A 22,271-nucleotide genomic window follows, 5' to 3' on the forward strand; every position below is an offset into this window, starting at 1 on the left:
GTGCAGATTTGTGGCTTATCACGCTGTACGTGCCTCCAATGACAAAGCCCAACCAGGTACAAGGACGATGAGTCACCCCTCGCAATTCACCCTGCTCGGCAAACGGCGCTTCCTGCCGTTCTTCATCACCCAGTCGCTGGGCGCCTTCAACGACAACCTGTTCAAGCAGTCGCTGATCCTGGCGATCCTCTACAAGCTGAGCCTGGAAGGCGACCGCTCGATCTGGGTCAACCTCTGCGCCTTGCTGTTCATCCTGCCGTTCTTCCTGTTCTCGGCGCTGGCCGGGCAGTTCGGCGAGAAGTTCGCCAAGGACCGGTTGATCCGCGTGATCAAGCTGGCCGAGATCGTCATCATGGCCATCGGCGCGACCGGTTTCGTCACCCATCATCTGGAGTTGATGCTGGTGGCGCTGTTCGCCATGGGCACCCACTCGGCGCTGTTCGGCCCGGTGAAGTACTCGATCCTGCCCCAGGCCCTGCGCGAGGAGGAACTGGTGGGCGGCAACGGCCTGGTGGAGATGGGCACTTTCCTGGCGATCCTGGCCGGGACCATCGGCGCCGGGATGCTGATGTCCTCCAGCCAGTACGCGGTGCTGGCCGCCGCCGGGGTGGTGGGCACTGCGGTGCTGGGCTACCTGGCCAGTCGCTGGATCCCCCGCGCCGCCGCCGCCGCGCCGCAGATGAAGCTGGACTGGAACATCTTCAAGCAGTCCTGGCTGACCCTGCGCCTGGGCCTTGGCCAGACCCCGGCGGTGTCGCGCTCGATTGTCGGCAACTCGTGGTTCTGGTTCGTCGGTGCCATCTACCTCACGCAGATCCCGGCCTACGCCAAGGACTGGCTGCACGGCGACGAGACCGTGGTGACCCTGGTGCTAACCCTGTTCTCGGTGGGCATCGCCGTCGGTTCGCTGCTGTGCGAGCGCCTGAGCGGACGCAAGGTGGAGATCGGCCTGGTGCCGTTCGGCTCGTTCGGCCTGACCCTGTTCGGCCTGCTCTGGTGGTGGCATTCGGGGGATGTGCCGGTCGGCGTCGTGCCCCATGACTGGCTGGCGTTGCTGGGCATTAGCCAAGCCTGGTGGATCATGCTGTCGATCGTTGGCCTGGGCATCTTCGGCGGCTTCTACATCGTGCCACTGTACGCGCTGATCCAGGCACGCACGCCGGAAGACCAGCGGGCCCGGGTGATTGCCGCCAACAACATCCTCAACGCGCTGTTCATGGTGGTGTCGGCGATCATCACCATCGTCCTGCTGAGCCTGGCCAAGCTGAGCATCCCGCAGCTGTTCCTGGTGGTGTCTTTGCTCAATATCGCGGTCAACGCCTACATCTTCCGCATCGTGCCGGAATTCACCATGCGCTTCCTGATCTGGCTGCTCAGCCACTCGATGTACCGGGTCGAGCACCGCGAGCTGCAGCGCATTCCCGATGAGGGCGCGGCGCTGCTGGTGTGCAACCATGTGTCGTTCGTCGATGCGCTGTTGATCGGTGGGGCGATCCGCCGGCCGATCCGTTTCGTCATGTACTACAAGATCTACAATTTGCCGGTGCTCAATTTCGTGTTCCGCACCGCCGGCGCCATCCCCATCGCCGGGCGTGGCGAGGACGAGGCCACCTACGAGCGTGCCTTCGCCCGTATCGCCCAGTACCTGGCCGACGGCGAGCTGGTGTGTATCTTCCCCGAAGGCAAGCTGAGTTCGGACGGTGAGATCGATGTGTTCAAGGGCGGGGTGAACCGCATCCTGCAGGAGACGCCGGTGCCGGTAATTCCACTGGCGTTGCAGGGGCTGTGGGGCAGTTTCTTCAGTCGCGACCCGAACAAGGGTTTCTTCAAGCGCCTGTGGTCGCGGGTGACCCTGGTGGCCGGCGCCGCCATCCCGGTGGAGGCGGCGCAGCCCGAGGCGCTGCGCGAGCAGGTGAGCCTGCTGCGCGGCGACGTTCGCTAAGGGAAACGGAGGGAGGTCAGCTGGCGCTGACCTTCAGGCCGACCAGGCCGGTGATGATCAGGGCGACACTGGCCAGGCGGATGAGCGCCATGGATTCGCCGAACAGGATGATCCCGGCGATCACCGTGCCGACCGCGCCGACACCGGTCCAGATGGCATAGGCGGTACCCAGCGGCAGTTCCTTCATGGCCAGGCCCAGCAGGCCGAGGCTGATGACCATGGCGCCGACGGTGAGAATGGTCGGCAGGGGGCGGGTGAAGCCGTCGGTGTACTTGAGGCCGACAGCCCAGCCGACTTCGAACAGGCCGGCGAAGAACAGGATGATCCAGGACATGGTAAGTCTCCATCGATTCAATGATGGGGCCGTCCCCGGTATGTTCACGCACAGCGTCGTGAGGCCGTCCTCACAGTGCGCACTATACTGCACATTTGCCGCGGGCGAGGCAAGCGTGACGGATCAATGGTGCTTGTGCCGGCCATCGTCACTGGCTGGCCGGTACGCATGTACACCTACGTCAAGACCAGCTCAGGATGGGCCAGCCATTGGTCTGCGCATGCTCGCGCAGCACCGGGTCCGGGTTCACCACGTGCGGGTGATCGACCTTCAGCAGCAGCGGCAGGTCGTTGCGTGAATCCGAGTAGAAACTCGCGCCCTCCAGGTTTTCCTGTTCCTGGTCCAGCCACTCCAGCAGGCGGGTGATCTTGCCTTCGCGGTAGGTGAGCACGCCGTGGGTCTTGCCGGTGAACACGCCGTTGACCGCCTCCAGCTCGATGGCCAGGTACTCGTCGACGCCCAGGCGCGCCGCGATCGGTCCGACCAGGTGGGTGCCGCTGGCCGAAATGATCAGGATCCGGTCGCCGCGCTTGCGGTGTTCGGCGATGCAACGGCAGGCGTCGCCGTAGATGATCGGCTCGATCACATCCTCCACCCAGGGCTCGACCAGGTGCTCGACCTCTTCCAGGGTACGCCCGGCGATGGGCTCCAGGCTGAAGGCCATGTAGTCCTCCATCGCCAGGTGGCCCTTGCCGTAGGCTTCCATCAGCTCGTGGTCGCGCTTGAGGAAAGCCTTGCCGTCCACCCAGCCCAGCCGGGCCATCTGCTCGCTCCAAAGCGACGCGCAGTCGCCGTGGATCAGGGTTTCGTCCAGATCGAAGATTGCCAGTGCCATGCGTTGATGCTCCTTAGGCCACTTCCCGTAGCGCCGTGGGGTCGATCGACAAGGATACCCGCTGCCCGTCCGCGTGCAGGTCGGCCGCGCAGCGGTTGAGCACGTCGACCACCAGCTCGACGTCGCGCACCCGCACCCGATAACGGATGACGTTGCCCAGCAGGCTGTGGCTGAGGATCTCGCCGTCCAGTTCGCCGTTCAGGCCCAGGGTGATGGATTCCGGGCGGATCGCCAGGCGACCGTTGACCGGGCGTCGCAGCAGGCGGCTGGCGCTGTCGGCGTCGAGCAGGTTGTAGTTGCCGATGAAGCCCGCGGCGAACAGGTCCACGGGCGAGGTGTAGAGGGTCTCGGCATCGCCGCTCTGGACGATGCGGCCCTGGTTCATCAGGACGATGCGGTCCGACATGGTCAGCGCCTCTTCCTGGTCGTGGGTGACGAAGATGGTGGTCAGCCCCAGCTCGCGCTGGATGGCGCGGATCTGCTCGCGCAGGTGCTTGCGGATGCGCGCATCCAGTGCCGACAGCGGCTCGTCGAGCAGCAGCAGGCGCGGGCGGGTGACCAGCGAGCGGGCCAGGGCCACGCGTTGGCACTGGCCGCCGGACAGCTGGTGCGGGTAGCGTCCGGCGAAGCTGCCCAGCTCCACCAGGTCGAGTACTTCGCGCACCCGCGCCTGGCTCTCGTCGGCCTTGACCTTCTGCATGCGCAGGCCGAAGGCGACGTTCTGTTCCACGGTCATGTTGGGGAACAGGGCGTAGCTCTGGAACACCATGCCGATGCCACGCTTCTGCGGGCTCAACGGCACGATGTCCTGGCCGTCGAGCAGGATCCGCCCGCTGTCCACCGGGGTCAGCCCGGCGATGCAGCGCAGCAGGGTGGACTTGCCGCAGCCGGAGGGGCCGAGCAGGGTGACGAACTCGCCGCGCTCGATCTGGCAGTCGATGTTCTCGAACACCGGGCTGCCGGCGTAGCTCTTTTGCAGTTTCTGTACGCTGACGAAGCTCATGTCAGGTCTTGTCCTTGTTCAGGCGGTTGGCGACCCAGGTCAGCACCAGCACGAAGGCGAAGTAGGAGATGACCAGCGCGCTGTTGAAGTGGCCGCTGCTGTTGCGCATGTTGTTCAGGTACACCTGCAGGGTCTCGTAGCGGGTGCCCACCAGCAGGTTGGCGAACACGAACTCGCCGAACAGGAACGAGAACGACAGCAGCAGCGCCACCATCAGGCCCTTGCGCAGGTTGGGCAGCACCACCAGGAACGCCGCCTGCCAGGTGCTGGCGCCGAGCAGCTGGGCAGCGTCCATCAGGTCGCGCAGGTTGATGGCCTGCAGGTTGTTGGTGATGGCTCGATACATGAACGGCAGGGCGATGGTGAAGTAGCAGCCGATCAGGATCCACGGCGTGCCGACCATGGCCATCGGCCCGCTGCCGTACAACTGCAGCAGACCCACCGACGACACCACCGGGGGCACGGCGAACGGCAGCAGGATGAGGACGTTCATCAGCGCGTCGAGCTTGGGGAAGTGGTAGTGCACCACGAACAGCAACGGCAGGATCAGCAGCACCGACAGCAGCAGCGCGCCGACGCATACCAGCAGCGACTGGCCGAAGGCGGCGAGAAAGCGCGGCTCGCTCCACAGTGCGACGTACCACTTGAAGGTCAGCCCGCTGGGCAGCAGGGTCGCCGACCAACTGGTGGCCAACGAGTAGAGCAGGGTGCCGGCCAGCGGCAGCAGCAGGATCAGGAACAGCAGGTACACCACCACGCGGTGGTAGAGCCCGCCAGCGTTGTTTTCAGCGCGCATGGTAGCTCCTCTTGAGCAGCCATTGATGGACCACCGTGACCACGGTCATCAGGCCCACCAGCACCATCGCCAGGGCGCTGGCCAGGTTCGGGTCGAGGCTGATGTCGCCGGCCACCAGGCCCGCGATGCGGATCGGCAGCACGTTGAAGTTGCCGGTGGTCAGGGCGTAGACAGTGGCGTAGGCGCCGAGGGCGTTGGCCAGCAGGATGACGAAGGTGCCGAGCAGCGCCGGGGTCAGCACCGGCAGGCCGATATGCCGCCAGAACTGCCAGTGGCTGGCGCCGAGCAGTGCGGCGGACTCGCGCCAGTCCTCGCGCAGGGCGTCGAAGGCCGGGTAGAGCAGCAGCACGCCCAGGGGGATCTGGAAGTAGGTGTACACCAGGATCAGGCCGGTCTTGGAGTAGATGCTGAAGTCGCCGAGCAGGCCCATCTGCTTGAGCAGCAGCGTCAGTGCGCCATTGAAACCGAGCAGGATGATGAAGGCGAACGCCAGGGGCACGCCGGCGAAATTGCTGGTCATGTTGGCGAAGGCGCTGACGAAGTCGCGCAGTTTCGAGTCGACCTGGCGCAGTGAATAGGCGCCCAGGGTGGCGATGACGATGCCGAACAGGCTCGACCAGAAGCTGATCTCCAGGCTGCGTTGCAACGCCTGCAGGTAGAACTTCGAGGCGAAGACCTTGCTGAAGTTGGCCAGGCCCCAGCCGCTTTCGCCCTGCAGACTGTTTAGGGCGACCCAGGCCAGCGGCGCGATCTGGAAGATGATGAAGAACACGGCGAACGGCAGCAGGCAGAGCAGGGCCAGGTAGCGGCCGCGATGGCTTGCATTCACTTGAGCAGCTCCCGGCAGACCGGTTTGTCGTGGGCGGCGCCGAGCAGCTCGCAGATCGTGCCGCACAGCTCGGTCTGCAACGGCTTGGCCGCGGGATCGAGGCTGAACGCCTCGCCGAACACGAACAGCGGCACTTCGCGTTCCTCGGCCAGCAGGCCGTTGTGCGAGCGGTCGTTGTTCATGCCGTGGTCGGCGGTGACCAGCACCTGGTAGCCCTCTTCGAGCCAGCGCGGCAGGTAGTCGGCCAGCAGGATGTCGGCGCTGCGGGCGGCGTTGCGGTACTGGCTGCTGTCCAGGCCGTGGCGGTGGCCGGCGTCGTCGATGTTCATCGGGTGCACCAGCAGGAAGTTCGGCGCATGGCGGCGGCGCAGGTATTCGGCGTCGGCCAGCAGGTGCGAGTCGGGGTAGTGGTCTGCGTAGTAGAACAGGCCGTGCTGGATCGGCAGCTTCGGTGCGTGGGTATGGCGGTCGCGCAGGGGGTCGAAGGGTGAGCGGTTGTACAGCTCGCTCATCCAGTGATAGGCCGCGGCGGCAGTGCCCAGGCCGGCCTCGCGGGCGTAGTGGAACACGCTGCGCTGGTTGGACAGGCGGTTGACGTTGTTATGGACGATGCCGCTGTCGATCGGCGGCACGCCGGTGAGGATGCATTCGTACAGCGGTCGCGACAGTGACGGCAGCTCGCACTCCACCCGGTACAGCGCGGCGCGGTCGGCCTCGACGTAGGCGTGCAGGTGGCCCATGGCATGGTGCGCGACCTGGTGGTTGAGGCCGTCGAGCAGGACCAGGATGACGTTGTGGTTCATTTATGACTCCGAAAAAGCGGGGGAGGGCTTTGCCCTCCTTTCGCGACGCAAGGCCGCTCCCACAGAGGTAGTGCAAACCTCTTGGGCGACGTGGGCCCTGTGGGAGCGGCCTTGCGTCGCGATGGGCTGCGCAGCTGCCCCAGGATAGTCTGGCCTCAGTTCATCTCGGTGATCACTTGTTCATTCCACTGTTGTGGCAATGCCTTGGATGTTTTTTCCCACGCGGCTGCATCCTTGATTGGTTGGACCTTTTTATATTGCTCGTTGGGCAACAGCTTGGCCTGTACTTCGGCGGGCAACTTCAGGTGTTCGGCACGGATTGGCCGGGCGTTGCCGATGGCCAGGTTGGTCTGGCCGGCATCGCTGAAAATGTACTCACGCGCAAGTTTCGCCGCGTTCGGGTGTTTGGCGTACTTGTTGATGATGGTTGTGTAGCCCGAGATTACCGAACCATCGGAGGGGATCAGCACCTCGAAACGCTTGGGATCAATCTGTTCACGGTAGCTCAGACCGTTGAAGTCCCATACCACGCCGACTTCCACTTCGCCCTTCTCCAATGTCTGGATGGTAGGGTTGGACATCGACAAGCGGTTCTGCTTGGCCAGGTCTGCGAAGAACAGCAGGCCCGGCTCGATGTTCGACTCGTTGCCACCGTTGGCGATTGCGGCTGCCAGTACACCATTGGCTGCCTGGGCTGCGGTGCTGACGTCGCCGATTGCAACTTTGTACTTCCCGGTTTTGAGGTCCGCCCAGGATTTCGGCGCGTTCTCCTTTACCAGGTCCTTGTTGATGATGAAGGCGATGGTGCCGGTGTAGGCCAGCGCCCAGTGGCCGTCCTGATCCTTGGCCCACGCCGGCACCTGGTCCCAGGTGCTCGGCTTGTAGGGCTGGGTGACGCCCTTGGCGACCGCGATCGGACCGAAGGCGGCGCCGACGTCGCCGATGTCGGCGCTGGCGTTGTCCTTCTCGGCGTCGAACTTGGCGATCTCCTGGGCTGAGCTCATGTCGGTGTCGCTGTGCTTGAGGCCGTATTTTTTCGCCAGGTCGTCCCAGGTGCCTTTCCAGTTGGCCCAGGCATCGGGCATGCCCACGCTGTTGACGGTGCCTTCCTTGCGGGCGGCGTCTTCAAGGGCCTTGAGGTCCTGGGCCATGGCCGAGGTGCAAAAAGCGATGGCCGAACCGAGCAGTGACGCCATGAACAACTTTTTCATCCGAAGCTCCTTTGGTGGGTGCCTTGCATTCGTTGTTATGAACAGAAGCGGTGCTTGCGAACCCCTGGTCTAGGTCAGCAAACCTTGAGCCAAGGTAGGCCTGTTGCGTGACAGTTTGATGTAAGAAGAAGGAGTGGGTGGCAGGCCGATGGCTCTCGGGATACAGCGTAGACCACATCGAAAGCCTGGAATCGCGTGGCCTGGCCCGGATCTGGCAAGTCCCTGGGCGAGGCTTTGTCACAGGATGTTCATCAGCCTTGCCTAGGCTTGTAGCCATCGCCACATGCCCCTTTATGGGGCTGGACTAGTCCAGATAGGTAACCTTTGATGCAAGCGACGCCACCGCGCGCGGTAACAGCCATCTGCCATGCCCTGCAGGAGCAGATCGAACACGGCCTGCTGGCCCCCGGCGGCAAGCTGCCGGCCGAGCGTCGGCTCAGCGAAGTGTTCGACACCACGCGCATCACCCTGCGCGAGGCACTGGTGCAGCTGGAGGCCCAAGGGCTGATCTACCGCGAGGAGCGCCGTGGCTGGTTCGTCGCGCCCGAGCGTCTGACCTACGACCTGATCGAGCGCAGCCACTTCCATGCGATGGTGCGCGACCAGGGGCGGGTGCCGAGCACCGAGTTGCTGTCGGCACGCCTGCAACCGGCCTCGGCGGCGATCTGCGCGCGCCTGCGCCTGCCGGCGTTGTCCAGCGTGGTGCGGATCTGCCGTTTGCGGCGCATCGATGGGCGGGCGGTGCTGTACGCCGAGCACTATCTCAACCCGCGCTACTTCCCGGGGATCCTCGAGCTGGACCTGGCCCGGTCGCTGACCGAGATCTATGCGCGGGAGTACGCCATTCACTATGGGCAGGTGTGCTTCGAGATCCTGCCGACCGCGTTGCCAGTGGCGGCGGCAGGGGCGCTGAAGGTCTCGACGGGCAGCCCGGGCTTGCACATCACCCGGGTCAACAGCGACCAGCATGGGCATCTGATCGACTGTGACCTGGAATACTGGCGGCACGATGCGATCCGCATCCGCGCCGAGGCGGGTTAGGGGCGCGAAGCGGCCCTAACTGCTAGCGCCTCCGGTCTCAGCCATGCCGCCACCGCCAGCCGTCACCACCTGCACTGACAGCCGTGGCGTCGCCAGGTCCAGACCGGCTTCATCGAGCTGCCGCTTCAAGGCCAGGTTGAACGCCCGCGATACCTCCCACTGCTTGATCGGCGCGGTCTTGAACCGCGCCCGCAGGATCGCCGAGCCCGACTCGAAGCTCTCCACCCCCTGCAACTCCAGCGGCGACCAGATGTTGCGGCGCATCAGCGGGTCGTTGCGCAGCTTCTGGCCCACTTCGCGGACCAGCGTGATGGCCTGGTCGATGTTCATGCTGTGCGGGATGGCCACGCGGAAGATCGCGTAGCCGAACTCCCGCGAGTAGTTCTTGATGCTCTTGATCTCGCTGAACGGGATGGTGTGCACGATGCCGTCGATGTCCCGCAGGCGCACGGTACGGATGGTCAGGCCTTCGACCGTGCCCAGGTGGCCGCCGACGTCGACGTAGTCGTCGATGGCCAGCGAGTCCTCGATGATGATGAACAGCCCGGTGATCAGGTCGGCCACCAGCGACTGGGCGCCGAAACCGATGGCCAGGCCGATGACGCCGGCACCGGCCAGCAGCGGGGTGACGTTCATGCCCATGTTGGCCAGGGCGACGATCACCGCGATGATGAAGATCACCACGAACATCACGTTGCGGATCAAGGGCATCATGGTCTGTGCCCGGGCGTTGGCCAGGCCACGGCGCGAGCGCACCAGGGCATGGTGCACGGCGGTGTCGGCGAGGATCCACACCAGCCAGGCGACGATCAGCGTGCCGGCCAGGCCCAGCAGGCGCAGGCTCACTTCATGGCCGTCGCCCTCGGCGAAGCTGATCATCGAGCGGCCCCAGACGCGCAGGCCCAGCTCGATGAACACCAGCCAGATGAACAGGTGCACCAGCACGTAGCCGAAGTTGCGCAGGCGTTCGGTGTAGACCGCCTGGCGCTTGTTGGCGCGCCGGGGTTTGGCGGCGTGGCGCCGCACCAGACCGTTGAGCACCATGCACACCACTACCAGCACCGTGCACATCAGCGACTGGCGCAGGGCAGTGCTGGTGTCGCCGGCGGAAACGAAGGTGGCGAACAGCGAGATCGCCACCAGGATCAGCGCCGGGAGGTACCAGAAACTGCCGAGCAGCTCGATGGTGTCGCTCAGGGTGCGCCGGGTCAGGCGTCGGGACAGGGGCTGGTTGCGGATCAGGTGGGCGATCGGGCGGCGAAAGCGCAGGATGAACAGCCCAGTGCACAGCGCCGCGACGACATTGGCCAGGGTGGCCAGGGCGTGGGCCAGGTGGCTGCCCAGGGCAGTGGTCAGGCGTGGGTCGCTCATCGCCTCGCCGAACGCGGCGAAGCTGCCGATCAGCCACAGCGGGCGGAACGCCTGGTGCCGCAGGATATGCAGGGCGCGGTGGCGATGCGGGCCGTCGAGCAGCGAGAAAGCGATCACGCAGATCGCCGAGAACAGTGTGCCGACCACCAGTGCGTAGGCCAGCACCATGGCCATCGACTTGCCCAGCGAGGAGGGCAGGGCGAAGCTCAGGTACACGGTGAACACCAGCGCCACCAGCCACGGTCCCAGCTTGCGCAGGGCGAAGCGCACCAGGTCCCAGGTACGCGGGTGCTGGGGCAGTTCCTCGGTCAGGCCGAAGCGTAGGCGCACGCGGTGGCCGATCCAGTTGAAGGTGTAGGCCAGCAGGCTCCAGACCAGGATCACCCCGGCAAAGCCGAACAGGATCGCCGGCCACTGGTGCACCGGCACCACCAGCGCGGCCAACTCATCCTGCGCCTGGTCGATTTCCAGCGACCAGCGCTTGAACGGACTGGCATCGCCGCTGAACTGCTGCTCGAAATCGTGCAGGGCGCCACCGATCAGGCCGAGCACGCCCTGTTCGACCGTGGGTTGCGATTGTTTGCTGGCGTCGCGCAGCTTCTTCAGGTCGGCCAGCAGCTTGGCCCGTTGCTGGTCGTTCTCCAGGCTCTTGATCACCTCGTCCAGCGACTTGCCCAGCGGTTCGCTGGCTTCGGGCTGGGCGGGTGTGCTGGAACCGAGCAGGCCCGGCAGGCCGGCGGCGTGCACCGGGGTGATGAACAGCAGGAACAGCAGCGTGATGCAACGCAGGAGGGCTGGCACCGGAAACTCTACCTCAGGTCAAACGTTTGCCCGAGTGTAGTGGTTTACGACGGCAGTTTCTCGAGGATCTTCCAGCAGGTGAGGCCGAAAATGCCGAGGGTGCCGATCCACATCATCAACACGCCGACATTGCGCTCGCGCAGGCTGAAGCCGATGGTCAGCAGCATCAGGAACAGGAACACCGGCACGAACAGGGACAGGAACGGCGATGACATGAACAGCATCCTTCTGTTTTGGGGGCCATGTATCAAGCATAGCGCTTTGCAAGCGAGGCGGATTGACCGGGGGCAGGCGGTGGGCAAGTCGCATCGGCACACCGCCGCTCCCACAGGTCCGCGTGGGAGCGGGTTGGCCGTCAGGGCAGTTCGCGGCTGCGGTAGAAGGCGCTGAGCACCTTCACCAGGTGCGCCAGGTCATGGCTGCCGCACAGTTCGCGAATCGAGTGCATGGCGAAGGTCGGCAGGCCGATGTCGACCGTGCGCACGCCCAGGTGGCTGGCGGTGATCGGGCCGATGGTCGAGCCGCAGCCCATGTCACTGCGCACCACGAAGCTCTGCACCGGCACTTCCTCGGCCATGCACAGGTGGCGGAAGAACCCAGCGGTTTCGCTGTTGGTGGCGTAGCGCTGGTTGTTGTTGACCTTGATCACCGGGCCGGCGTTGAGCTTGGGCCCGTGGTTGCCGTCGTGCTTGTCGGCGTAGTTGGGGTGCACGCCGTGGGCGTTGTCGGCCGAGACCATCAGCGAGCGCTGGATGGTGCGCACGTAGTCGTCGCCTTCGGGCAGCAGGCGTTGCAGGGTCTGCTCGAGCATGGGGCCGTCGGCGCCGCAGGCCGAGCAGGAGCCGACTTCCTCGTGGTCGTTGCACACCAGCACGCAGGTCTCGTCGCTGTCGGCACCCAGCAAGGCCTGCAGGCCGGCATAGCACGACAGCAGGTTGTCCAGGCGGGCGGCGGCGATGAAGTCGCCGTTCAGGCCGATCAACGCGGCGTCCTGGGTGTCGTAGAAGCTCAGCTCGTAGTCGAGCACCACGTCGGCGTTGAGGTCGTGCTCGCGGGCCAGTTGCTCGGTGAGCAGGGCGCGGAAGTCGACGCGCTCGTCGCCGGCCACCTGGGCCAGGATCGGCGGCAGCTCGGTCTGCGGGTTGATCTGCCAGCCTTCGTTGGCGGTGCGGTTGAGGTGGATCGCCAGGTTGGGGATTACGGCGATCGGCAGCTTGAAGTCGATCAGCTGGCTCTCCACCTTGCCATCACGGCGGAAGGTGACCCGGCCGGCCAGCGACAGGTCGCGGTCGAACCAAGGGGCAAGCAGGGCGCCGCCGTACACTTCCACGCCCAGTTGCAGGAAGCCCTGGCGTTGCAGCTCGGGCTGCGGCTTGACCCGCAGGCACGGGCTGTCGGTGTGGGCGCCGACCATGCGGATGCCGCCCAGCAGCGGCGAGAGCTTGCCGAGCTTGATGGCGATGATCGAGGAATCGTTGCGGGTCACGTAGTAGCGACCACCGGGCACGGTGGCCCAGCTGTCGCGTTCGTCCAGACGCTGGTAGCCGGCGGCCTCGAGGCGCTGCGCGAGGCTGGCGGTGGCATGGAACGGCGTCGGGGAGGCCTTGAGGAATTCGATCAGGCCGGCATTCAGGGCATCGCGCATAAGTCACTCCAGACAGCAGTGGCGCGAGTTTAGCGTAATTGCTCGAAAATTTGTGCCGGCCCTGTTGCTGGCACTATACGGCTCGAGTAATCAGAACGGCGCCGGACACTCGAACTTCAGGCGTTCGCCAGATACCGGGTGGGTGAAGCTCAGCATCGACGCATGCAGGCACAGCCGCTCATGGGCCGCCAGCGCCTCGGGGTTGGCGTACAACCGGTCGCCCAGCAGCGGGTGGCCGATCGACAGCATGTGCACGCGCAACTGGTGCGAGCGCCCGGTGATCGGTGTCAGCTCGACCCGGCAATGATCGGCGCAGCGTTCGACGATGCGCCAGAAGGTCAGGGCGTGCTTGCCCTGTTCGTGGTCGACCACATGGCGCGGCTTGGTCGGCGGGTCATAGCGCAGCGGCAGGTCGATGCTGCCGCTGTCCAGGGTCGGTTGGCCCCAGCACAGCGCGGTATAGGCCTTTTCGGTCTCGCGGTCGTGGAACTGGCGCGACAGCTCGCGGTGGCTGTCGGCGTCGCGGGCGAGCAGGATGATCCCCGAGGTTTCCCAGTCCAGGCGGTGGACGATCAGGGCATCCGGGTAGCCGTTTTCCTGCAGGCGGGTGATCAGGCAGTCCTTGTTGTCCTCGGCGCGACCCGGCACCGACAACAGCAGGGTCGGCTTGTTGATCACCAGGATGGCGGCGTCTTCGTGAAGGATCTGGATGTTCGACAGCGGCATGTTCAGGTGTTCTCTGCAAAGCATTGTGGGAGCGGGCTTGCCCCGCGACGGCCATTGGAGGCAATCGCGGGGCAAGCCCGCTCCCACAAGGTAACCCTGAGCTACTGAAAGATCAGCGCTCGGGCAGGGTGATGTTCAGCTCCAGGATCGAGCAGCTGCCCTGGTTCTCCAGCGCCACCTGCACATCGTCGTTGCCGATGTTGACGTACTTGCGGATCACCTCGACCAGCTCCTTCTGCAGGGCGGGCAGGTAGTCCGGGGTGCTGCGCTGGCCGCGCTCGTGCGCCACGATGATCTGTAGACGCTCTTTCGCTACCGACGCGCTGGTCTGTTTCTGTCTGCCACGAAAGAAGTCAAAAAGGTTCATGGTTTACTTGCCTCCAAACAGACGCGCGAAGAATCCTTGCTTCTGCACGTCGATGAACCGCAGGGGCTTCTCTTTGCCCAGCAGACGGTCGACGGTGTCACTGTACGCCTGGCCGGCATCGCTCTGGTCGTCAAGGATGACCGGGATGCCCTGGTTGGAGGCCTTGAGAACGGCTTGCGACTCGGGAATCACACCCTTGAGCTTGATCGCCAGGATCTCTTCGACGTCGGCGATGCTGAGCATTTCGCCCTTCTCGACGCGCTCGGGGTGGTAACGGGTGATCAGCAGGTGTTCCTTTATCGGCTCCTCGCCGTTCTCGGAGCGGCGCGACTTGCTCGACAGGATGCCCAGCATGCGGTCGGAGTCGCGTACCGAGGACACCTCGGGGTTGGTCACGACGATGGCTTCGTCGGCGAAGTACATTGCCAGGTGCGCGCCTTTCTCGATACCGGCCGGCGAGTCGCAGATGACGTAGTCGAAGGTTTCCTTCAGCTCCATCAGGACCTTTTCCACGCCTTCCTGGGTCAGGGCGTCCTTGTCGCGGGTCTGGCTGGCGGCCAGCACGAACAGGTTCTCCAGGCGCTTGTCCTTGATCAGGGCCTGCTGCAGGTTGGCCTCGCCGTTGACCACGTTGACGAAGTCGTACACCACGCGGCGCTCGCAGCCCATGATCAGGTCGAGGTTACGCAGGCCGACGTCGAAGTCGACGATGACAGTCTTGTAGCCGCGCAGTGCGAGGCCGGTACCGATGGCGGCGCTGGTGGTGGTCTTGCCCACACCCCCCTTGCCGGAAGTGACGACGAGAATCTTGGCCAAGGTGTTTCACCCCTAAATAAACGGGACGCGTGTCCCTGCAAATACAAAAAACGGCAACGGGAAAAAAGTTGCGCTAAAAATGCCGGCAAGTATCCGTTAAAGACGGGTGATGTTCAACACGTCGCCGGACAGGCTGACCTGCACGCCCGAGCCCCACAGCGGGTCGCGGCGCAGGTCTTCGCACACTTTGTACTGGCCGGCGATGGAGACCATTTCCGCGGTCATCTGCTGGCAGAAGATGCGCGCCTTGGTGTTGCCCTTGATACCGGCCAGGGCGCGGCCGCGCATGGCGCCGTACACATGGATGTTGCCATCGGCGAGAAGTTCCGCGCCGGGGCTGACCGAGCCTGTCACCACCAGGTCGCCGCCCTGGGCGTAGATCTGCTGGCCGCCGCGCACCGGCGAGGTGATGATGCGGGTCGGGCGCACCTCGGGTTCGGCCGGCGCCGGTGGCGGAGCTGGCGCGGGTTCGGGCTTCTTCGCTTCCGGTTCGGGCTCGAGCGGGCGTTCACGGGCACCCGACGGCGGCAGCACCGGCAGGTCGATGGCGATCGCCGCGGCGATGTCCTCGATGCGGCTGGCGCGGATCGCCAGGGTGCGCAGGCCATGGTGACGGCACACGCGCATCAGCCCGGGCAGGTCGATGGCGCCCGAGTCATGGGGCAGCTTGTCCAGGGCCAGCACCAGCGGGGTGTTGCTGAAGAAATTCGGCGCCTGCGCCACCTTCGCCGCCAGCTGGCGGTCGAGGGATTCGAGGTCGTTGCGCGCCAGTTCCAGCACGGTGATGGCAAGCATGCTGCCCTTGAGCTGGAACACGGGGGCGTTGTCGGGTGTCTGGTTGGGGCTCATGGTCTGCATAGACGGCTTGTTGCGAAAAAAGTGCCCTGACTTATAGCGATAAGACCGATTGCCCGCAACCGATGTAGAATGCCGGGCTCATGTCTTGCCGGAAGCTTCAATGGAACGCCCGCGTTTTCGATCCTCTTTCCTCCACCCGCGATTCTGGGGGCTGTGGCTGGGCCTGGGCCTGCTGTGGCTGGTCGCCCAACTGCCGTACCGTGCCCTGCTGGGCCTGGGCCGCGCCCTGGGCGCGGTGATGTACCGGGTAGCCGGCGAGCGCCGGCGCATTGCCGCGCGCAACCTCGAGCTGTGTTTCCCCGAACTGTCCGGCGACGAACGGCAATATCTGCTCAAGGAAAACTTCGCCTCCACCGGCATCGCCTTCTTCGAGATGGCCATGAGCTGGTGGTGGCCAAAGGCCCGGCTGGCGCGCCTGGCCCACATCGAGGGCATCGAGCACCTGCAGACCGCCCAGCGCGAAGGCGAGGGTGCCATCCTCATGGCCGTGCACTTTACCACCCTGGAGATCGGCGCCGCGCTGCTGGGGCAGGCCCACACCATCGACGGCATGTACCGCGAGCACGGCAACCCGGTGTTCGACTTCGTCCAGCGCCGCGGTCGCGAGCGCCACAACCTCGATTCACTGGCCGTGGAGCGCGACGACGTGCGCGGCATGCTCAAGCTGCTGCGCAAGGGCCGGGCGATCTGGTACGCGCCGGACCAGGACTATGGCATCAAGCAGAGTATCTTCGTGCCGCTGTTCGGCATTCCCGCGGCCACCGTCACCGCCACCACCAAGTTCGCCCGGCTGGGCAAGGCCCGGGTGATTCCGTTCACCCAGCGGCGCCTGGAGGACGGCAGCGGCTATCGTCTGGTGGTGCATCCGCCGCTCGCTGACTTCCCCGGCGAAACCGAGGAGGCCGACTGCCTGCGCATCAACCAGTGGGTAGAGGGCGTGCTGCGCGAGTGCCCGGAGCAGTACCTGTGGGCGCACCGGCGCTTCAAGTCGCGGCCCGAGGGCGAGCCACGGCTGTACGACAAGAAGAAAAAATGACACTGGGGCCGCGTGGTAGCGGGCTGGCCCCGCGATAGGGCGGTCACTGGCAAGCACTGATTCCAGGGAGGAGCAATGACCTCAACCACCGGCCTGATCCTCTCCGGCGGCGGTGCCCGCGCGGCCTACCAGGTCGGCGTGCTGGCCGGCATCGCCGAGCTGCTGCCCCCTGGGGCGGCCAATCCCTTCCCGGTGATCGTCGGTACCTCCGCTGGCGCGATCAATGCCGTCAAGCTGGCCAGCGGGGCTACCCGCTTCGCCGAATCGGTGCAGCACCTGACCGCCTTCTGGCAGAACTTTCGCAGCCACCTGGTGCTGCGCAGCGACTGGCCCGGGGTGATCCGCCAGGCCAGCCGCTTCGTCGGCCACAACCTGCTGGGGCTCGGCGGCCAGGTGCCGGTGGCGCTGCTCGACAGTCGCCCGCTGCGCCGCCTGCTGCATGAGCACCTGGACCTGGACGGCATCGCCCACTCCCTGGCGGCCAATCAGTTGCGCGCCATTGCCGTGACCGCCTTTGGCTACGAGTCCGGCCAGGCGGTGACCTTCTACCAGGGGCGCGACACCATCGAGCCCTGGCTGCGCCACCGGCGCATCGGCATGCCCACGCCGTTGACCATCGACCACCTGCTGGCCAGCTCGGCGATCCCGCTGTTGTTCGCGCCGGTGCGCCTGGGCGATGAGTTCTTCGGAGATGGCGCGGTGCGCCAGTCGGCGCCGATCAGCCCGGCGCTGCACCTGGGCGCCAGCCGCGTGCTGGTGGTCGGCGTCAGTGGCAACCCCCAGCGCCCGGCGCCGCCCTTGCCCACCCAGCGCGTGTTCAGCGGCCAGCAGCCGAGCCTGGCGCAGATCGGCGGGCATATGCTCAACAGCACGTTCATCGACAGTCTCGAGGACGATATCGAGTTGCTGCAGCGGCTCAACCATCTCAGCCACCTGATGCCGGCGCACCTGGACGCCCGGCGCCTGGGGCTGGCGCCGATCGAGGTGCTGGTGGTGGCGCCCAGCCAGCCGCTGGACGAGATCGCCGCCCGTCATCGGCGCGAGCTGCCAGCGGCGCTGAGGCTTTTCCTGCGTGGGCCTGGCGCTACCAAGACCAGCGGTGCGGGGGTGCTGAGCTACCTGCTGTTCGAGGCGAGCTATTGCAGCGAACTGATCGAGTTGGGGCGCAAGGATGCGTTGGCCAAGAAACGGGAGCTGTGTCAGTTCCTCGGACTGCCTGGCTGAACACTCCTGTGGGAGCGGCCTTGCGTCGCGATAGGGCTGCGAAGCAGCCCCAGGATGTGTGCCCGGTTCAAGATTGCCGGGGCCGCTTTGCGGCCCTTTCCGACCGGTCCGACGCCTCGGCAAGGCCGCTCCCACAGCGCTTATTCGGCGATCTGCAACTTGCGCGCCTGGGTATACACATACCGTAGCTTCTCGTATTCGAACGGCGAGTTGGTCTGCCCGTAGCGGAAGTTGGTGCTGTAGCGCTTGTCCACCGCCCGCAGCACGGTGAGCTCCGGGTGGTCGCTGGCGGTGTCGGGCACGTTCAGGTAGTTGATCTCCTTCTCCCCCACGTAGTCGACCACCAGTCCGGTGGTATCGCGCAGGTTCGATGGCCCGAGGATCGGCAGCATCAGGTATGGCCCGTCCGGTACCCCGTAGAAGCCCAAGGTTTGGCCGAAGTCCTCGCTCTGCCGGGGCAGCCCCATCTTGGTCGCCGGGTCCCACAGGCCGCCGACACCGATGATGGTGTTGAACATCAGCCGCGCGGTGATTTCTGCTGAACGCTTGGGCTTGAGCTGCAGCACGCTGTTGAACAGGTTGGGCACGTCGCCCAGGTTGTTGAAGAAGTTGCTCACCCCGGTGCGCACGAAGCTGGGAGTGACGTAGCGGTAGCCATCGACCACCGGCAGGAACACCCACTGGTCGAAGCGGTAGTTGAAGTGGTAGATGCGCCGGTTCAGCGACTCCAGCGGGTCGTAGATGTTCAGCGCGGCCAGGGTCGAGCGTTCGAACTCGCGCTGGTCCAGGCCGGGGTTGAACTTGAGTTCGCGCAGCGGATCGACGAAGCCGTCGGCCTCCACGGTCAGGGTTTCGGTCTTGTCGGCCTCGACCACGCTGGCACGCGGCGCGACTTCCTCGGCCAGGGCGCAGCCGCTGGCGAGCAGGGCGGTGACGAGCAGCAGTCTGTTAACCACGGAAGAACTCCAGCATGGCGTCGCTGTTGACGCGGTAGTTGAGGTTGCCGCAATGGCCGCCATGGGGGTAGAGCGTCAGCCGTTCGCCGAACACCCGGCGCAGGAAACCGATGTCGCCGGGGCCGAGGATCACGTCGTCGGCGTTATGCATCACGGCGATCTTGGGGCTGGCGCGCAGGTAGTCCTCCAGCGCGTACAGGCTCACCTGGTCGACCAGTTGCAGCAGGCTGTTGCCGTCGGTGCGCGCCCGCCACATGGGGATCACCTGCTCGGTCAGATAGCAGTCGAAGTCGCATTGCAGCGCCCGTTTGAAGAACGGCTCCAGGCTGCTGCCCTCGGTAATCGGGAACTTAGGCGGAATGATCAGGCCACGGCGGTTGATCAGGTCGGAGGTGAAGGCAATGTCGGCGGCCGAGAAGCGGAACGAAGTGCCGATGAGCATGGCCATCTGTTCATTGGACAGGTGTTGGCGCGACTTCTGGAAGTCATACAGCAGCGCTTCGTTGAGGTCGATGTAGCCCTTGTCCTGGAAGTAACGGGTCAGTTTCTCCAGCATCAACTCATAGAAGGTGGTGCTGCGGTCGATGCCCTTGACCCGGGTCTGCACCAGCTTGTCCAGGTTGGTGATCGAGGTGTACAGGTTGACCGGCGGGTTGAGCAGCAGCACGCGCTTGAAGTTGAAGCTCTGGCGGGTTTCGTCGAGCTTGCTGACGAACGCCGCGTCCAGCGCCCCGAGGCTGTAGCCGGTGAGGTAGTACTCGCTGACCGGCAGGCGTGCCTGCTGGGCGCGCACCGCTTGCATGACCCGGTACAGGTCCTTGGCGTCCTCGCTGGTCACCCCGGGAGTGGCGAAGCGCGAAGCGGCGCTCATGAAGTCCCAGCTGGTCGGCGATGACAGCTGCACCACGTGGTAGCCGGCCTGGTAGAACAGTTTCTTCAGGTACTCGTTGATGCTGCTGGAGTAGGGCGCGCCGGTACCGGCGATCAAGAAGATCAACGGCGCCTCGTGGTCTTGCTTGGCCAGGCGGTAGCGCAGTTTCTTCACCGACCAGAAGTTGTCGGGCAGGGTGAACTCGCGCTCCGGGCGCAGGGTAAGGCTGTAGTCGGCCTGGTCGATATCGTCGTCGCTGGGCAGCGTCGGGCGCTGTTCAGGCGGCGTGGTGGCGATGGTCGCCTCGAACGGGTTGGTCAACGGATAGCCGTAGCTCGCCGCGTCGATATCCCGCGCCGATGCGGCCGCAGCCAGGAGCAGGCCGCCGAGCAGGGCGGCGAGGCGCAAAGATCGAAGCATGTAGTCCCCCAAGGAAAACGCAAGGTCGTGCAATACGCAGGCTAGGACCACGGCGTGTTGGACAAAGTTGCCCGTTGCCCTGTCGTTCGTCGCACAAGATGTTGCCGCGCCGGACAACATTTGTCTTGTGCAACATAGCTGCAGGGCCATGATTTTGCCTTGTCGCGGCCCGTGGGCGATCATGCAATGCTTAGATTACCGCTATTGGAGATCCGCATGGCGCGTTGGTGGCCGGTCGTTGCCCTGTTGCTGTTCCTGCCCTTGTGGCTGGCCGCCAGTTATGGCCTGCGTTATGGGCTGATGGAGGATGCCCGGTGGGTCGGGCTGTGCAGCGTGCCGGGAGAGGTCTGGCAATGCCAGGCGCGTTCGCTGCTGGGCTTGGGGATACATTTCCAGGCCATTGCCTGGGGGGCATTGGGGTTGGCGTTGCTCAGCCAACTGACGCCTGGCCGAGGCGGGTGGTGGCTGGCGGCGCTGGCGCTGCTGTTCGGGATTCCGGCACTGGTGCTCTATACCGCGAGCATCGCGGTGTTTGCCGTGGTATTGGCGGGATTGCGGCTGGTCCGGCAAGCCGGCTCTCACAGGGCATGACGCCTGGCCTGTGGGAGCCGGCTTGCCGGCGAATCGAGGGCGAAGTCCTCGCACTCGGTTCACGCCAAGCGCAGTTTGAGGCTTCGCCATAACGCGCCAGCCATCAACACGCTGACCACCGCCCAGCCCCATGCCTGTCGATTCGCCAACCCTTCCTGGAACAACTGCGGTGCCACTCCAGCGCCCACGATAAAGGCCAGCAACGCCACCTCCGCCCGCCGCGCCGGCACCGGTCGCAGCAGATAGACCACCGCCGGCAACAGCAACGCCGCGCTGGGAAAGCTGCGATAACGCGGGTCGAACACCATCGCCAGCATGCTCACTGCCGCGGCGAATCCCGCCGCCAGCAACCAGGTGCCCGCGTGCGCCTCGAGCCAGGTGAACAGCCGCTGGCGCCAGCCGTCTGGACGAGCCAGGGCCAGTGCGCCGTGGGCCAGCACCAACAGGTTCAAGCCGGCCAGGGCACCCGCCCACAGCCACTCCCCGACAAAGCGGGCATTGGTGCGCATCAGTTCCCCCCACAGCCCCAGGCTGCCGGCACCCAGGGCCGCCAGCAACGGCAGCAGCAGGGCGGCACGGCGGCTTGCCGGGCGCCCGGCCAGGGTCAGGGTCGCCAGCATCAGCAACACGCTGGCCAGCAACCACTGCGGCCACAACGCCAGGTTGCTCACCGGCCCTTCGAGCACGCCCTTGTCCTGGCGGTCGGCATCGTATAGCCCCCAGTAGCCGCCCACGGCGCCTTCGCTGGCACGTTTCCAGGGCTGGTCGAATGCCTCGATCAGGTTGTAGCGCCAGCCGTTGGCTTCGGCCAAGGCGACGAAGCCGCGGATGAAACGCGCCTCGTTGACCCGGCTCGGCTCGGCGGTTTCGCGCTGGCGTCCTTCGCTGGGCCAGCCGGTCTCGCCGATCAGGACGTCCTTGGGCGCGAAGCGGTTGCCGAACACCTGGCGCACCTCGGCCACATGGGCCAGCGCCGCATCGATGCCACGCGGGTCGTCTTCCCAGTAGGGCAACAGGTGGATGGTGAGGAAGTCCACCGCCGGTGCGATCTGCGGGTGTTGCAGCCAGAATTCCCAGACGTCGGCGTAAGTCACCGGCACCTTGACCTGGCTTTTCACTTTCTCGATCAGCCCGGCCAGGCGCTCGCCGGTGACTTCCTTGCGCAGCAGCGCCTCGTTGCCGACGATCACCGCGCTGACCACGTCGGGGTTGGCATTGGCCGCGGCGATAAGCCGTTCGACTTCCTTGTCGGTGTCCACCGGGTTGGCGTTGACCCAGGCGCCGAGCATCACCTTCAGGCCATGCTTGCGGGCCAGCGCCGGGATTGCCTCAAGGCCGGTCATCGAATAGGTGCGGATGCACTGGAATCGCTCGCTCAGCAACGCCAGGTCGGCGTCCATGCGCGCCGGGCGTAGGCGAAACGGCTGGTCGAACGGCGACTGGTCCTTGTCGAAGGGGGTGTAGGACGCGCACTGCAGCTTGTGCGTCGGGCTCGCCGCATCAGGCAGGTGCACCGGCTTGCCGAGGCCGTACCAGAGCGCCCACAGGCCGCCAAGGGCGAGCAGGCAGGCGAGCAGGTACGCAGGCAGGAGCAGTCGGGTGTTACTGGGCATCGGGCAGTCCGTCGTCAAGCACAAAGGGCTAGATGATAGCCGCAAATGACCGGCGCCAAGCCTTTGGCATGCAAGGATCGCGCAGGTCGATCGAGTGTCATGGCGTTAATGGCACAGTGCTGTCGCTGATCGTTCGCTGGAGGTCGCTGACAGAGCAGGTCGTGCGCGGGGGCAGGTCGATG

Annotated in this window: 22 protein-coding genes; 5 read left to right on the forward strand and 17 right to left on the reverse strand. The window is 65.3% G+C overall.

All coding sequences use genetic code 11. The annotated features are described in order from the left end of the window. Window positions 1-67: 67 nt before the first annotated feature. Complete coding sequence (locus tag CC207_RS07330) at window positions 68-1,942, forward strand: MFS transporter (RefSeq protein ID WP_088851802.1); 1,875 nt, start codon at window positions 68-70, stop codon at window positions 1,940-1,942. A 16-nt stretch (window positions 1,943-1,958) separates the two neighbouring features. Here CC207_RS07330 and sugE read toward each other — a convergent pair whose 3' ends face one another. The 7 genes from sugE to CC207_RS07365 all read right to left on the reverse strand — a co-directional run bounded on the left by sugE (window position 1,959) and on the right by CC207_RS07365 (window position 7,753). After that, a complete protein-coding gene (gene sugE / locus CC207_RS07335; protein WP_028690878.1) occupies window positions 1,959-2,276 on the reverse strand; it encodes a quaternary ammonium compound efflux SMR transporter SugE in 318 nt (105 codons plus the stop codon). 181 nt (window positions 2,277-2,457) lie between these two features. Next, window positions 2,458-3,111, reverse strand: a complete 654-nt coding sequence (locus CC207_RS07340) for an HAD family phosphatase (protein WP_028690877.1) — start codon at window positions 3,109-3,111, stop codon at window positions 2,458-2,460. 13 nt (window positions 3,112-3,124) lie between these two features. Then, entirely contained in the window at window positions 3,125-4,114 is a 990-nt protein-coding gene (locus tag CC207_RS07345; RefSeq protein ID WP_088851803.1) for an ABC transporter ATP-binding protein, read from the reverse strand. A 1-nt stretch (window position 4,115) separates the two neighbouring features. Beyond that, window positions 4,116-4,910: an ABC transporter permease gene (locus CC207_RS07350; RefSeq protein ID WP_062361447.1), complete on the reverse strand. Its 795-nt coding sequence runs from the start codon at window positions 4,908-4,910 to the stop codon at window positions 4,116-4,118. Then, window positions 4,900-5,739, reverse strand: a complete 840-nt coding sequence (locus CC207_RS07355) for an ABC transporter permease subunit (RefSeq protein ID WP_088851804.1) — start codon at window positions 5,737-5,739, stop codon at window positions 4,900-4,902. Before CC207_RS07355 ends, CC207_RS07350 begins: the two co-directional genes overlap by 11 nt. After that, complete coding sequence (locus CC207_RS07360; RefSeq protein ID WP_028690873.1) at window positions 5,736-6,542, reverse strand: alkaline phosphatase family protein; 807 nt, start codon at window positions 6,540-6,542, stop codon at window positions 5,736-5,738. The genes CC207_RS07355 and CC207_RS07360 overlap by 4 nt, the downstream gene beginning before the upstream one ends. Window positions 6,543-6,697: 155 nt before the next feature. Beyond that, window positions 6,698-7,753 carry an extracellular solute-binding protein gene (locus tag CC207_RS07365; protein ID WP_088851805.1) on the reverse strand — a complete coding sequence of 352 codons (1,056 nt, stop codon included), beginning with the start codon at window positions 7,751-7,753 and terminating at the stop codon, window positions 6,698-6,700. 327 nt (window positions 7,754-8,080) lie between these two features. On the opposite strand from CC207_RS07365, the gene CC207_RS07370 reads away from it, so the two are divergent. Continuing rightward, window positions 8,081-8,794, forward strand: a complete 714-nt coding sequence (locus CC207_RS07370; protein WP_069017451.1) for a UTRA domain-containing protein — start codon at window positions 8,081-8,083, stop codon at window positions 8,792-8,794. A gap of 15 nt (window positions 8,795-8,809) precedes the next feature. Here the strand turns inward: CC207_RS07370 and CC207_RS07375 are convergent, their stop codons facing one another. From CC207_RS07375 to minC, 7 genes are all read right to left on the reverse strand, one after another. Further along, the gene (locus CC207_RS07375) at window positions 8,810-10,966 is read right to left on the reverse strand and encodes a mechanosensitive ion channel family protein (protein ID WP_088851806.1); all 2,157 of its coding nucleotides are present in this window, start codon (window positions 10,964-10,966) and stop codon (window positions 8,810-8,812) included. 44 nt (window positions 10,967-11,010) lie between these two features. After that, entirely contained in the window at window positions 11,011-11,181 is a 171-nt protein-coding gene (locus CC207_RS27115; protein WP_167388396.1) for a hypothetical protein, read from the reverse strand. A gap of 140 nt (window positions 11,182-11,321) precedes the next feature. Beyond that, window positions 11,322-12,611 carry a M18 family aminopeptidase gene (locus tag CC207_RS07380; protein WP_028690868.1) on the reverse strand — a complete coding sequence of 430 codons (1,290 nt, stop codon included), beginning with the start codon at window positions 12,609-12,611 and terminating at the stop codon, window positions 11,322-11,324. A gap of 90 nt (window positions 12,612-12,701) precedes the next feature. After that, on the reverse strand, window positions 12,702-13,337 hold the full coding sequence (locus CC207_RS07385) for an RluA family pseudouridine synthase (RefSeq protein WP_028690867.1): 636 nt from the start codon (window positions 13,335-13,337) through the stop codon (window positions 12,702-12,704). Window positions 13,338-13,449: 112 nt separating this feature from the next. Further along, complete coding sequence (minE, locus tag CC207_RS07390) at window positions 13,450-13,704, reverse strand: cell division topological specificity factor MinE (protein WP_011532731.1); 255 nt, start codon at window positions 13,702-13,704, stop codon at window positions 13,450-13,452. A gap of 3 nt (window positions 13,705-13,707) precedes the next feature. Further along, complete coding sequence (gene minD / locus CC207_RS07395) at window positions 13,708-14,520, reverse strand: septum site-determining protein MinD (protein ID WP_028690866.1); 813 nt, start codon at window positions 14,518-14,520, stop codon at window positions 13,708-13,710. A gap of 96 nt (window positions 14,521-14,616) precedes the next feature. Next, window positions 14,617-15,378: a septum site-determining protein MinC gene (minC, locus tag CC207_RS07400; protein WP_028690865.1), complete on the reverse strand. Its 762-nt coding sequence runs from the start codon at window positions 15,376-15,378 to the stop codon at window positions 14,617-14,619. Between the two features lie 100 nt (window positions 15,379-15,478). Between minC and CC207_RS07405 the strand changes: the two genes are divergently transcribed. Together CC207_RS07405 and CC207_RS07410 are read left to right on the forward strand one after the other, a co-directional pair. After that, window positions 15,479-16,414 carry a lipid A biosynthesis lauroyl acyltransferase gene (locus tag CC207_RS07405; protein WP_088851807.1) on the forward strand — a complete coding sequence of 312 codons (936 nt, stop codon included), beginning with the start codon at window positions 15,479-15,481 and terminating at the stop codon, window positions 16,412-16,414. Between the two features lie 75 nt (window positions 16,415-16,489). After that, the gene (locus CC207_RS07410; RefSeq protein WP_088851808.1) at window positions 16,490-17,638 is read left to right on the forward strand and encodes a patatin-like phospholipase family protein; all 1,149 of its coding nucleotides are present in this window, start codon (window positions 16,490-16,492) and stop codon (window positions 17,636-17,638) included. A gap of 140 nt (window positions 17,639-17,778) precedes the next feature. Here CC207_RS07410 and CC207_RS07415 read toward each other — a convergent pair whose 3' ends face one another. After that, entirely contained in the window at window positions 17,779-18,594 is an 816-nt protein-coding gene (locus CC207_RS07415) for a VacJ family lipoprotein (RefSeq protein WP_028690862.1), read from the reverse strand. After that, on the reverse strand, window positions 18,587-19,885 hold the full coding sequence (locus tag CC207_RS07420; protein WP_028690861.1) for a serine/threonine protein kinase: 1,299 nt from the start codon (window positions 19,883-19,885) through the stop codon (window positions 18,587-18,589). Before CC207_RS07420 ends, CC207_RS07415 begins: the two co-directional genes overlap by 8 nt. 216 nt (window positions 19,886-20,101) lie before the next feature. Here CC207_RS07420 and CC207_RS07425 point away from each other — a divergent pair, with 216 nt between their 5' ends. Then, window positions 20,102-20,476 (forward strand): hypothetical protein, encoded by a 375-nt coding sequence (locus tag CC207_RS07425; RefSeq protein ID WP_088851809.1) that lies wholly within the window; start codon window positions 20,102-20,104, stop codon window positions 20,474-20,476. Between the two features lie 59 nt (window positions 20,477-20,535). Here the strand turns inward: CC207_RS07425 and CC207_RS07430 are convergent, their stop codons facing one another. Next, window positions 20,536-22,089, reverse strand: coding sequence for a beta (1-6) glucans synthase (locus CC207_RS07430; RefSeq protein ID WP_069017453.1), 1,554 nt, complete (start codon window positions 22,087-22,089; stop codon window positions 20,536-20,538). Window positions 22,090-22,271 lie beyond the last annotated feature (182 nt).

Source organism: Pseudomonas sp. DrBHI1 (assembly GCF_002205115.1).
Taxonomy (GTDB): Bacteria; Pseudomonadota; Gammaproteobacteria; order Pseudomonadales; family Pseudomonadaceae; genus Aquipseudomonas; species Aquipseudomonas mosselii.